The 12,664-nt window shown below is 64.3% G+C and carries 10 protein-coding genes; 5 read left to right on the forward strand and 5 right to left on the reverse strand.

Annotation, left to right across the window (positions count from 1 at the left end):
* Positions 1-175: 175 nt before the first annotated feature.
* The 4 genes from DFQ59_RS19510 to DFQ59_RS08305 all read right to left on the reverse strand — a co-directional run bounded on the left by DFQ59_RS19510 (position 176) and on the right by DFQ59_RS08305 (position 5,362).
* The gene (locus DFQ59_RS19510) at positions 176-766 is read right to left on the reverse strand and encodes a hypothetical protein (RefSeq protein WP_211314846.1); all 591 of its coding nucleotides are present in this window, start codon (positions 764-766) and stop codon (positions 176-178) included.
* A gap of 345 nt (positions 767-1,111) precedes the next feature.
* Positions 1,112-2,014 (reverse strand): DUF6387 family protein, encoded by a 903-nt coding sequence (locus DFQ59_RS19515; RefSeq protein WP_147275200.1) that lies wholly within the window; start codon positions 2,012-2,014, stop codon positions 1,112-1,114.
* Between the two features lie 422 nt (positions 2,015-2,436).
* Complete coding sequence (locus DFQ59_RS08300) at positions 2,437-3,147, reverse strand: TSCPD domain-containing protein (protein ID WP_114279237.1); 711 nt, start codon at positions 3,145-3,147, stop codon at positions 2,437-2,439.
* 58 nt (positions 3,148-3,205) lie between these two features.
* Positions 3,206-5,362, reverse strand: a complete 2,157-nt coding sequence (locus tag DFQ59_RS08305) for an adenosylcobalamin-dependent ribonucleoside-diphosphate reductase (RefSeq protein ID WP_114279238.1) — start codon at positions 5,360-5,362, stop codon at positions 3,206-3,208.
* A 428-nt stretch (positions 5,363-5,790) separates the two neighbouring features.
* Between DFQ59_RS08305 and DFQ59_RS08310 the strand changes: the two genes are divergently transcribed.
* From DFQ59_RS08310 to DFQ59_RS08330, 5 genes are all read left to right on the forward strand, one after another.
* Positions 5,791-6,228 (forward strand): Hsp20/alpha crystallin family protein, encoded by a 438-nt coding sequence (locus DFQ59_RS08310; protein WP_114279239.1) that lies wholly within the window; start codon positions 5,791-5,793, stop codon positions 6,226-6,228.
* A 62-nt stretch (positions 6,229-6,290) separates the two neighbouring features.
* Positions 6,291-7,259 (forward strand): DnaJ C-terminal domain-containing protein, encoded by a 969-nt coding sequence (locus DFQ59_RS08315; RefSeq protein ID WP_114279240.1) that lies wholly within the window; start codon positions 6,291-6,293, stop codon positions 7,257-7,259.
* 139 nt (positions 7,260-7,398) lie between these two features.
* Positions 7,399-7,902: an Hsp20/alpha crystallin family protein gene (locus DFQ59_RS08320; RefSeq protein ID WP_114279241.1), complete on the forward strand. Its 504-nt coding sequence runs from the start codon at positions 7,399-7,401 to the stop codon at positions 7,900-7,902.
* Positions 7,903-7,912: 10 nt separating this feature from the next.
* Positions 7,913-9,271 carry a DegQ family serine endoprotease gene (locus DFQ59_RS08325; RefSeq protein WP_114279242.1) on the forward strand — a complete coding sequence of 453 codons (1,359 nt, stop codon included), beginning with the start codon at positions 7,913-7,915 and terminating at the stop codon, positions 9,269-9,271.
* Positions 9,272-9,662: 391 nt separating this feature from the next.
* Positions 9,663-10,112 (forward strand): ligand-binding protein SH3, encoded by a 450-nt coding sequence (locus DFQ59_RS08330; protein ID WP_114279243.1) that lies wholly within the window; start codon positions 9,663-9,665, stop codon positions 10,110-10,112.
* 375 nt (positions 10,113-10,487) lie between these two features.
* On the opposite strand, the gene DFQ59_RS08335 is transcribed toward DFQ59_RS08330, so the two are convergent.
* Positions 10,488-12,653: a nitric oxide reductase activation protein NorD gene (locus DFQ59_RS08335; protein WP_245937233.1), complete on the reverse strand. Its 2,166-nt coding sequence runs from the start codon at positions 12,651-12,653 to the stop codon at positions 10,488-10,490.
* Between the last annotated feature and the right edge of the window lie 11 nt (positions 12,654-12,664).

Below are 12,664 nucleotides of genomic sequence, written 5' to 3' on the forward strand. Positions count from 1 at the left end.
CAGCGACGATAGCCTCTATCACAGCGCAATCCTTTTAGACAGGTTTACAGTATGCTCGGAACAAACGGTTAAAAAGGTCGGTGACAAATGGTAATAATTAGTATTTGTCACCGACCCCTTTTCGCTGCCGCTTTTCGCTGACCCCTTTTCGCTGGAATGAAGGGTTAGCTTTCATTTAGCGGTTCCCGATGAAGTACCAATTACCACCAAACGACTCTATTTCAGTACCCGGTTCACCCGCATCACCAAACTGTTCTGGTCTACCTCCGTCTGGAACCCATAAGAACCCGGAGTAGTTATCGAGAATGCCGCGGAAGGTGAAGAAAAATACATAAGGGTTGCTGGATGGGCCTTCAACAAGAATTTCGTCACCCCCCATGGAAACGCCAGAATCTGTTGGAAGCGCGATCAGTTTGTCGTTGTGCGCGACGTTAGGTGCGAAGGTGCCGGACTTCACCTTTTCTACCACTTGCTCTCGCGCTACCTTATTTAAGTTGAAATTGGCATACAGCCAAAGCTGGGTGAATGGGACAAAGAAAGCGACGAGTAGCGTGCCGATTGAAACCATCAATGGGGCAAAGGCAGATGCACCTTTACTCCTATGGCGATAGGCGTGGGCGGATCCCAAGACAGCCGAGATCACGACTAGGAGCCACACCAAGCCGAGCAATGGCCCACCGAGAAACGGTGTAAGGGCATCGATGATGTCCCATTGAAACACGAGGGACAGCAACAGCAGGAGTGCTGAAATAATGCTGAAATACAACGTCTTGCTTACCCGTGTTGATTGAACTGACAGTGTCGACATATGAGAGCTAACGTTTAAATCAGCCGACCAAAAAGCGCGCAGCGGTTTTTGGTCGGCTGAATTTACTTGTTAGAACACAATCAAACCAAAAAGCCAGTTTATTACTTTCACTGCAAGTAGCACGATCACTGAACGAAGACATTGTTTTGCCATCGAATTTGAGCACTGTCTGCAGCGCTCCTTTTGACACGTAGTTCGCATAACTCACCCTCAAACTCACCCGAAGTTCGTGCCCCATTTTCCTGATAAGGCTGGGGTTATCGAGGGATGGCGAACTACAGATAGAATTCCGGAACATTTTTACTACATCGCGTTTCCGGAATCGGTTTCTTCATTTTTTGTTCCGGCAACCAAGTCGGCAAGTGCTTTGGATAACTCGACTTGCCGCCACAGTCGCCTCGCCATGGTCCAATCGGTGAATATCTCCTTGATCTTTGGATTAGTGACTTTTCTTAGCCGCTCTGTTGTATCGACCTCATCGAGAGGCCAAATTGCATTAGAAATCACGTTGTTTGTAAATCGAGCCTTGTTGAGACGAGCCCAAAATTGGAGGTCGAAGGCCTGCAAAACACCGTAATCACGCCATGTTGCATAGTCTCGAGTAGAGTACGGATTTTTTGCTTCCCCTGATTCCGCACGAGCTCCAGCCAACCAAACCTCAAACGCAATCTTTAGAGTTTCGTCATCTTGCTCCAGATCGACAACAAGGGGGAACCCCGATATCACCTCAGAGGGATTAATTGGTTCTGATTTCCAATCTATAAGTTCTCCGAACGATTTCCTTTTTTGTGCTTTTAATGTTTCGGGCAGTTCGGTGAACAATTTTCCTGGTGTCTGAGATTGCCGGAAAGTATTGAGTTCTGAAAAAAGATTTGAGCCCTGAGGAGAACTACTTATTACCGCGGCGAGGTACAAAGCATCGAATCCACTCGGCTCTTTAACCCCCCATAGATCAGAAATATCCCCCAAAGATGAGGCCAATGCGCCTTTTGTATAGTTTTCATTTACAACAAGGCTATCGAAAAGTTCTTTGGCATGTGGGATGTCGTCGGTGTTCTCAAGGACTGTTTGCACCGAAAGCCTCATTACGATTTCATCTAGCCACCGCTCTTCCTCCAAGCCTTGATAATAGTGCTTGGATTTGAACCAAGGGGGCAAATCATCCTTAGCTTTTAATGTGGTCAGTTTTTTCTCGGCTCTACCCATGACCATTTTCTTGTTCTAACAGTACAAAACAACGGAACATTGCTGTATATCGCCCATATCAGGTAAACGTCGGCCTATCTCGCACCAGCAAACCTCCAGGAACTCGCGGATACATAACGCTCACCCCGGCTTTTCAGCAGGTTACACAATCCATCCTGGGGCGAAACACGAACGGGTGCAGCGTGATATACGGCCAATTTCCATTTATCAATGGCCAGCACAACGCTTCTCACCTCGTCGTCAACCAAACCCCAAAACAAAAAAGGCCCGCCCCGATCCCCCGAGGCGAGCCCTTCCCGATTCAACCCACGCTCTCCCTGCGCATCATATCCATCACCCCATCCCCTGGCTCACCTTCATCCCGTCACCCTGCCCTCTTCAACCTTTGCGCCTTGGCGCCTTGGCGTTAAACAAAACCCGAATCACCCGCACTTCGACTCCCCGCAGTTCAAACACGTCAGGCAGTTGTCCATGACGATCATGGCCTTGGTGTTGCACTTGGTGCAGAGCTGGGCGCCCTCGGGGAACTTGGCCTCCTCGGTGGACTCGTTCTGCTTGCTGAGCTTGCTTTCGTACTCGGCGCGCTTCTGCTCGATGAGCTTCTTCTGGTGCTCGTCGAGGCTGTCGTCCTTGAGCATGCCGATCTTCTTCAGGTGGGTCTCGATGACGTCCCCGATCTCGCTCACCAGCGAGGGGCAGAACTTGCCGCCCTTCTTGAAGTAGCCGCCGCGGGGGTCGAACACGGAGTGCATCTCCTCCACCAGGAAGGTGACGTCGCCGCCCTTGCGGAACACGGCGCTGATGATGCGGGTCAGCGCCACGATCCACTGGAAGTGGTCCATGTTCTTCGAGTTGATGAACACCTCGAAGGGGCGGCGGTGCTCGTGCTCGGTGCCCTCGTTGAGGATGATGTCGTTGATGGTCACGTACAGCGCGTGCTCGGAGAGCGGCGTCTTGACCTTGTAGGTGGAGCCGATGAGGATGTCCGGGCGCTCGAGCTTCTCGTGCATGTGCACGATGTTGTCGGTCGCCTTCAGCTTCTTGGCCGCCGCGGCCTCCTGGGCCCTGGCCGCCTCCTCCTCCTTGTTGGCCACCGCGTACTTGGCAATCTTCTTTTCGATCTTGATGGTCATGGTTCCTGTCTCCCGTGTCGGTCGGTCTTGTCGATGCTGCTGAGTGCCGGCCGGCACGTCAGAACTTGCCGTAGTAGCCTTCCTTGAGGGCGTCGTAGAGGTTGGCGGCGGTGTGGATCTCGCCGTCGTACTCGATCTCCTCGTTGCCCCTGGCCTCGACGACGGTGCCGTCCTCGAGGGTGAAGCGGTAGATGGTGCCCTCCAGGTCCTTCTCCTTCACCAGCACGCCCTGGAACGCCTCGGGGTTGAAGCGGAAGGTGGTGCAGCCCTTCAGCCCCTGCTCGTAGGCGTACATGTAGATGTCCTTGAAGTCCTCGAAGGGGTAGTCGGTGGGGACGTTCGCGGTCTTGGAGATGGAGGAGTCGATCCACTTCTGCGCCGCGGCCTGGACGTCCACGTGCTCCTTGGGGGAGATGTCCTCGGCGGTGATGAAGTACTCGGGCAATATCTCCTCGGCCTGCTCCGAGTAGGGCATGGCGCGGGGGTTGACCAGCTCGCGGTAGGCGAGCAGCTCGAAGGAGAAGACGTCCACCTTCTCCTTGGACTTCTTGCCCTCGCGGATGACGTTGCGCGAGTAGTGGTGGGCGAAGCTCGGCTCGATGCCGTTGCTAGCGTTGTTGGCCAGGCTCAGCGAGATGGTGCCGGTGGGCGCGATGGAGCTGTGGTGGGTGAAGCGCGCGCCGGTGGCGGCGAGCTTCTCCACCAGCTCCGGGGCCACCTCGGCCACCCGCTGCATGTAGCGGCTGTACTTCGCGTGCAGCACCTTGCCCTTGACCTTGTCGCCCGCCTTGTAGCCGTCCTTCGCCATCTCCGGGCGCCGGGCCAGCATGGCGGCGGTGACCTCGAACTCCCGCTCCATGATGGGGGCGGGCCCCTTCTCCTCGGCCAGTTCCAGGGCCGTCTCCCAGCCCATCAGGGCGAGCTCGCGGGTGACCCGGTCGGTGAACTCCAGCGAGTCGGGCGAGCCGTACTTCATGCCCAGCAGGGTCATGGTGGAGCCCAGCCCCAGGAAGCCCATGCCGTGGCGGCGCTTGCTCAGGATCTCGTCCACCTGCTCCTTGAGCGGCAGGCCGTTGATGTCCACCACGTTGTCGAGCATGCGGGTGAAGATGCCCACCACCTTGCGGTACTCGTCCCAGTCGAAGCGGGCCTTGTCGCTGAAGGGGTCGCGCACGAACTTGGTCAGGTTGACCGAGCCCAGCAGGCAGGCGCCGTAGGGGGGCAGCGGCTGTTCGCCGCAGGGGTTGGTGGCGCGGACGTTCTCGCAGAACCAGTTGTTGTTCATCTCGTTGACCTTGTCGATCAGGATGAACCCGGGCTCGGCGAAGTCGTAGGTGGCGGTCATGATCATGTCCCACAGCCGGCGGGCGGGGATGACCTTGTAGATGCGGCACGCCACCTTCCCCTCGTCGTTGACGTGGTAGGAGTTGGTGGTAGGCCACTCGCGCCAGGTGACCTTGGAGGCGTCGGTGAGGTCCACGCCGTCGGCCTCGATCTCGCGGGCGGTCATGGGGAAGGCGAGCGGCCACTCGGCGCCGTGGCGCACCGCCTCCATGAACTCGCGGGTCACCAGCAGGGAGAGGTTGAACTGGCGCAGCCGGCCATGCTCGCGCTTGGCGCGGATGAACTCCATCACGTCCGGGTGGCCCACGTCGAAGGTGGCCATCTGCGCCCCGCGGCGGCCGCCGGCGGAGGAGACGGTGAAGCACATCTTGTCGTAGATATCCATGAACGACAGCGGCCCGGAGGTGTAGGCGCCGGCCCCGCTCACGTAGGCGCCCTTGGGGCGCAGGGTGGAGAACTCGTAGCCGATGCCGCAGCCCGCCTTCAGGGTCAGGCCCGCCTCGTGCACCTTCTCCAGGATGTCGTCCATGGAGTCGCGGATGGTGCCCGACACCGTGCAGTTGATGGTGGAGGTGGCGGGCTTGTGGGCCAGGGCGCCGGCGTTGGAGGTGATGCGCCCGGCGGGGATGGCCCCGCGGCGCAGCGCCCACAGGAACTTCTTGTACCACTCCTCCTGCTTCTCGGGCGTCCGCTCCACCTCGGCCAGCGCCTTCGCCACCCGCTTGTAGGTCTCGTCCACCGTCCGGTCGACGGGCTTGCCGTCCTTGGTCTTCAGGCGGTACTTCTTGTCCCAGATGTCCTGGGAGGCGGGCTGGAAGGGAATGTCCATGTTCTCGTGGCTCGGGACGGCGTGCAGGTGCGCGGACTCCATGGGGCGTCTCTCCGTCTTATTCTTTAGACCATTGGGAGGGGTTGCAGCGGTATCCGACGCGCCGGACACCTGAAAACAAAACCACTATATGTTGTGGTTGGGAGGTAAGGTTAGGCCCCAATAGGGGGGCTGTCAACCGGATTTCCGCATATTGTCACAGATTGTTTTTTGTCAATTATTCAACCAGTTATGCCATATCTGTGAAGATATTCACGGTTTTTCAGGGGCTTATTGAGCCGTTGGCGCCCCGATGTGCGAACACAACATATTGTAGTCCTAATATTCCGATTTTCAGCCGCTTGGGGAAGTTGGCGGGCGCTCACTTCCACCCCCGCCCACCGCCCGGCCACACCCCTTGAAATCGTCCGGGCCGCGCCCATCTTGATGTCAGGCATGAACAATCAACCGGACTGACAGGAGGTAACACCATGACCATCGTCCGTTACGACCCCTGGGCGACCCTGAACCAGCTCCAGGAAGAGATGAACCGCCTGTTCAAGCGCGCGGGCGACGAGGACACCGGCACGGTGGTGACCAGCGACTGGGCGCCGCCGGTGGACATCAAGGAGGAGAAGGACCGCTTCGTGCTGCTGGCCGATGTGCCGGGCGTGGACCCGAAGGACATCGAGATCACCATGGAAAACGGCGTGCTCGCCATCCGCGGTGAGCGTAAGCTCGAGCCGGAGGAGGAGCGCAAGGGCTTCCACCGCATGGAGCGGGCCCGCGGCGTCTTCTACCGCCGCTTCGCCCTGCCGGACACGGCGGACGCCGAGAAGATCGCCGCCAGCGGCCGCAACGGCGTGCTGGAGGTGGTGATTCCGAAGCAGGAGAAGGTCCAGCCGCGCAAGATCGTGGTGGAGGGCTGATCAGAACCCGCAGACGGCCCCGCCCCGGAGTCCGCTTCGGGCGGGGCCGGGGGAACTGATAGATGGAATACAAGGACTACTACAAGATTCTCGGCGTGGAACGCGGCGCGTCCCAGGAGGAGATCAAGCGCGCCTTCCGCAAGCTGGCGCGCAAGTACCACCCGGATGTGAGCAAGGAGAAGGACGCCGAGGCGCGCTTCAAGGAGGTCAACGAGGCCAACGAGGTGCTCGGCGACCCCGGGAAGCGGCGCGCCTACGACCAGCTCGGCAGCAGCTGGCGCTCGGGCCAGGAGTTCCGGCCGCCGCCGGGCTGGGAGGGCCGCACGGAGTTCCGCCACGGCTTCGGCGGGGCCGGGGGCGGCGCCGAGGAGTTCAGCGACTTCTTCGAGAGCCTGTTCGGCGGCGGCGGGCCGTTCGCCGGCGGCGGCAGCCCCTTCGGCGGCCGCCGCGGCAGCGCCTTCCGCATGCCCGGCGAGGACCAGCAGGCCAAGCTGCTGCTGACCCTGGAGGAGGCCTACCAGGGCGTGACCCGGACCCTGTCGCTGCAGGTGCCCGAGGCCGACGCCCAGGGGCGGGTCACGGTGCGCAACCGCAAGCTGCAGGTGAAGATTCCGGCCGGCGCCACCGAGGGCCGGCAGATCCGCCTCGCCGGCCAGGGCAGCCCCGGCATGGGCGGCGGCCCGCGCGGGGACCTCTACCTCACGGTGGAGATCCAGCCCCACCCCTTCTATCGCACCGAGGGCAAGGACATCCACCTGGATCTGCCCGTGGCGCCTTGGGAAGCGGCCCTGGGCGCGAAGGTGACCGTTCCCACCCTGGGCGGCAAGGTGGATCTCGGCATCCCCGCCGGCTCCCAGTCGGGGCGCACCCTGCGCCTGAAGGGCCGCGGCCTGCCGGGCCGGCCGGCCGGCGACCAGTACGTGCACCTGAAGATTCTCACGCCGCCGGCGGACTCGGAACAGCTGCGGGAGCTGTACCGGGAGCTGGAGCGCGCCGCGCCCTTCAACCCCCGGGCGACCCTCGGCGTCTGAGCCGCCGCGGACCCCGCGCCGGACGGAACCGGCGCGGGATGAAACTATTCCACACGATTGGTGCACTAACCGGGCAGCAGGCCCAGACAGGCCAGTCCTGCTGGCCGAACCCGCCACTCGAACCATCAAGGAGGGAGACATGAGCACCCTGAATCAGCTGCGGCACGGCCTGGAGCGGGCCTGGGACAGCCTCGCGGAGGGCTGGCGCCAGCTGCTCGACCACGCCAGCGACGCCCTCACCCGCTTCACCCCGGTGCGCCATGCCCAGGAGCTGGAGACCGCCGATGAACTGATCGCCGGCCGCGCCTCCCGCTGGGGCCTGCTGGCCGCCCAGGTGCAGGAGACCGACGACGCGGTGGTGGTGCGGCTGGAGGCGCCGGGCCTGGAGCCGGAGGCGTTCGACATCAGCGTGGTGGACGACTACCTGGTGGTGCAGGGCGAGAAGCGCGTGCAGCGGGAGAGCCGGGAGGGCCGCTACACCCTCATGGAGTGCGCCTACGGCCGCTTCGAGCGCGCCATTCCCCTGCCGGTGCCGGTGGACGAGGACGCCGCCCGCGCCAGCTACCGCCACGGCGTGCTGCGCATCGAGCTGCCGCGCCTGCGGGCGCCCGGCGCCCGCCGCATCCAGGTCGACGTGGACTGAGGGAGGAACCATGGCATTACGACGGACCGCGACGCTCCTGCTCCTGCTGTTGACCCTCGGCGCCGGGCTCCCCGCCGCGGCGGCCCTGCCCGCCGCCGTGGAGGGAGAGCCCCTGCCCACCCTCGCCCCCATGCTGGAGCGGGTCACCCCGGCGGTGGTGAACATCTCCACCGAAAGCCGGGTGCTGGTGCGGGACAACCCCCTGCTCAGCGATCCCTTCTTCCGCCACTTCTTCGATCTGCCCGCCCGGCCGCGGGAGCGCACGGCCCAGAGCCTGGGCTCCGGGGTGATCGTGGACGCGGCCAAGGGCTACATCCTCACCAACCACCACGTGGTGGACAAGGCGGTGCAGATCACCGTCACCCTCAACGACGGGCGCCACTTCAGCGCCGAACTGGTGGGGGCCGACCCCGAGTCCGACGTCGCCGTCATCAGGATCCCGGCCGAGGGCCTCACCCAGCTCACGGTGTCCGACTCCGACGCGCTGCGGGTGGGGGACTTCGTGGTGGCCATCGGCAACCCCTTCGGGCTGGGCCAGACGGTCACCTCCGGCATCGTCAGCGCGCTGGGGCGCAGCGGGCTCGGCATCGAGGGCTACGAGGACTTCATCCAGACCGACGCCTCCATCAACCCGGGCAACTCGGGCGGGGCGCTGGTGAACCTGCGCGGCGAGCTGGTGGGGGTGAACACCGCCATCTTCTCCAAGTCGGGCGGCAACATGGGCATCGGGTTCGCCATCCCCAGCAACATGGCCCGGGTGGTGATGGAGCAGTTGCTGGAGTACGGCGAGGTGCAGCGCGGGCTGCTGGGCGTGAGCGCCCAGGATCTGACCGTGGAGCTGGCCCAGGCCTTCGGCATCAGCTCCGGCGGCGGCGCGGTGGTCATCGGCGTCACCGCCGGTTCGCCGGCGGAGAAGGCGGGGCTGAAGGTGGGGGATGTCATCCTCGCGCTGAACGGCACCCGCACCAACAGCGCCGGGGAGATGCGCAACAACCTCGGCCTGCTGCGTCCGGGCACCCGGGTGGAGATGCGGGTCTGGCGCGCCGGCAAGGAGTTCGACGCCACCGCCGTGATCGTCGAGCAGAGCGCCCTGCAGCAGGACGGCGGCGATCTCGACCCGCGGCTGAAGGGCGCCGTCCTCGACGAGTTCACCGCCGATGACGGCTCCAGCCGCCTCCGGGTGGAGGACGTGGCCGGGCAGAGCCCCGCCGCCGCCCTGGGCCTGCGCCCCGGCGACATCTTCCTCTCCGTCAACAACCAGGCCGTCACCGACACCGCCAGCCTCGGCCAGGCGCTCCAGCGCGACTCCCGCGGCATCCTCATGCGCCTGCAGCGGGGCAACACCCTGCTGACCCTGCGGGTGCGGTAAAGGATAGTTGCGAGTGGCGAGGCAGTAGGTGCAGATTCATCTGCCCGCCTGCGCCAGATGGACACGCCGCCCCCTCCCCCAGCCCCCTCCCGCAAGGGGAGGGGGAGCAGGCCGTGCCGCACCCAAGCATTCATGGTGATGGGTGATGCGTTGTGGGTGATGGGACGTTCGGCATCACCCTTCACCCTTCACCCTTCACCCCTTACCCCTTACCCCTTACCCCTCACCCTTCACGGATCACGCATTCATCCGGCCAGGCAGCGCCCCCCCCTCAGCCCCCTGCGAAGACCAACCAAAATATACTTGACTATTACAGTAGGCAATATTAGCCTTATGAGCGTATAAGCAGTTACTTGTTTACTGATACAGGCAGCAACAGGAGGTAGTGACTATGTCCGGTCTGATTCCCAACTTCCCGCTGGACGGCGTTGTGACCATCAACCGCGTGATCCTCAAGCCGGAATACACGGTGGAGGACCTGGAGGAACGGGTGGCGATGCTGTGCGAGAACGTCAAGACCTACCACTCCGACACCGGTTTCATCGGCGGCTTCGTGGCGCTGAACAGCGGCGCCGTCTCCAACGAGGGCTCCACCATCGGCCAGGCCGTGGAGAACCCCCTGAAGGGCAAGGAGGCCCTGATCATCACCTTCTGGAAGAGCTTCGAGGACCATGAGCGCTCCCACCGCTCCGACACCTTCCAGCCCCTGTTCCGCGAGGTGCTGGCGCTGTGCGAGAACGGCAACGAGGAGATCGCCTACGAGATGCTCTGGTCGGGCACCGCCTACGACCCCGAGGCCGCGAAGGCCGCCCGCGAGGCGAAGGAGAAGTACGCCGCCTGACCCCGGCAACCCTCCCTCCCGCCAGCAGACGCTGGCATTGCCCCCCCCTTGGCCGCCCGCCCCCGGGCGGCATTTTTTTGCCTGTTGTCCTCAGATGGTGGCTATTCTTCTGTCATTCATTGCATGATCGACGCAAAAGACACCCGGTTTGAGGTGTAACGACGCTGGCCACCGGCACCTGGCCTCCGGGCAGCCGGCAGCGTCCCATCGCCCCGGGGGCGGGCCTCCCACAGGCCTCGGCCAGGCCGCCGGGGCCGGGGAATCCTTGTGGGAGGGGCGCCCCGCCGCGATTCCCTTCACCCTTCACCCTTCACCCTTCACCCTTCACCCTTCACCCTTCACCCTTCACCCTTTCTCCCTTAACCACCGAACCAGTCACGACGTCAGCTTGCGGTAGATGTCGGAGATGCGCAGGGGGAGCTTGGTGACATCGTCGATGACGGTGTAGCCGGCGGGGCCGTACATGTGCTTGAGGTAGTCGGCGGCCTCGGTGTCGAGGGTGACACAGTAGGCGTGGATGCCGTCGCGGCGGGCCTCCATGAGGGCCTGGCGGGTGTCCTCGATGCCGTATTCGCCGCGGTAGCCGTCGAGATCCTCGGGCTTGCCGTCGGAGAGGGTGACCAGCACCCGGATGCGGGCGTCCACCCGGGCCAGCAGCCCGCTCAGGTGGCGGATGGCGGTGCCCATGCGGGTGTAGTCCTTGGGCGCGATGCCCGCGATGCGCCGGTGCACCGTCTCGTCGTAGGCCTCGTCGAAGCGCTTGACCCGGAACACCTCGCAGCGGTTGCGGGTCATGCCCGAGAAGCCGTAGATGGCGTAGCGGTCGCCGAGGCTCTCCAGGGCCTCGCACAGCAGCACCAGGGCCTCGCGCTCGGCGTCGTTGACCCAGCCCTTGGTGGAGCCGCTCATGTCCACCATGAACATCACCGCGATGTCCCGCTCCAGCCGGTGCATGCGGGTGTAGAGGCCCACCGGGCTCTCCTGCCCGGCGCGGGCGTCGGCGTAGGCGTCCACCACCGCGTCGATGTCCACGTCGTCGCCCTCGGGCTGGCGCTTGAGCAGCTTGTTCTCCCCGCGCAGCACCTCGAAGGTGCGGCGGATGCTCTTCACCAGCCCCCGGTACTTGGCCTGGGCCGCGGGGAAGAATGCCTCCGGGCCCGGTTCCACGGTGAGCTCGCGCAGCTGGCACCAGCCCTTGCGGTAGTGGCCCCGCTCCATGTCCCACTCGTCGTAGAAGAGCATGCCCTCGTTGCCGGCCATGCCGGAGCGGGCGCGGCGCTGGGCCTCCCGCTCCTCGTCCACCCGGTACTCGCCCTCTCCCGCGGCGTGGAGGTATTCGTCGGGAATCTCGCCCAGGTCCAGCAGGATGGAGTTGATGAGGTTCTGCACCTCCTCCGGCGGCGCCACCGGCTTGTCCTCCAGGTAGAGTTCCACCCGCATGCCTCCCGGCCGGGCGGGGTCGGGCCGCTGGCGCAGCTCCAGCTTCATGGGCCGGCGCTCCGTCTCCCCGGCCTCGCCGCGGGCATCCCGGGTGCGCTCCTCCAGCTCCTGGCGCAGGCGCACCAGGGCGGTGGTCAGCTGCCGCTCCTCGCGCTCGATGCGCGCGGCCATGACCGCGGCGGCCCGCTCGGGGCGGAGTTCGCCCTGGTAGCAGAGGGTCTCGGGCAGCGCCGGCTGCTCCCACAGCCGCCGGACCCAGTCCAGGACATCCGCCGCACCGGCCCCGGGCGCCGCCAGCGCCGCGGCCGCCCCGGCCCACGCGCCGGGCAGGGGACCGCCCCCCAGCACCGCCTCCAGGGCGTCCATCTCGCGGGCCACGCCGGGCAGCTCGTGGCGCACCCGGGCATCCAGGCGCACCGCCTCCAGGCGGTGGAACAGGCGCAGGGCCCGGTCGGGATCGGGGTAGGCCGCCAGCGACTCCGCCAAAGGCAGGCGCCAGGTGCCGAAGCGGATCTGGGCCCACTGGTGGACGGCCATCGCCTTGTAGAGCTGGAAGTTCCGCTCCCGCGCGGGCAGCACGTTGAGCAGCGGCGGCAGGTAGAGGGTCTCGGTGTCGGTGAAGGGGATCTCGGACTCGTCGAGCTTCAGCACCCGCCCGCTGAGGCCGGTGACGAACCGCTCCAGCACCCCGGCGATGTCCGCCAGCGCCACCCCGGTGTAGCGGGCGGCGCGGTCGGCGGCGAACTGCTCCACCTCGGCCAGGGCCCGGAACGCCACCGCCAGGCCCTTGCGGTCGTAGGCGTCGACGGCCTGCACCAGCCACTCCTCGACCCCCTCGGTGTCCATCAGCTCGAAGGCCCGGTCCACCCGCTCGGCGAACTGGAAGGCGAGCTCGAGGCTGGTGCGCGCCACCACCTTGATCCAGTGCAGCACGAAATCCTGCTGCACGCCCTCGAGGGAGGCGATGGCCAGCGCCGGGGCGACGGAGTGGCGCGAGGAGATGTCGGTCTCGAACACCTCCTCCAGGTGCAGCTCCACCTCGTCGGCGCTCATGGCGCGGTGGGAGAAGCGCCGCCTGGCCCGGTACCGCCCTTCCGTCATGGTCGTTCCCC

Source organism: Thioalbus denitrificans, assembly GCF_003337735.1.
Lineage (GTDB): Bacteria > Pseudomonadota > Gammaproteobacteria > DSM-26407 > DSM-26407 > Thioalbus > Thioalbus denitrificans.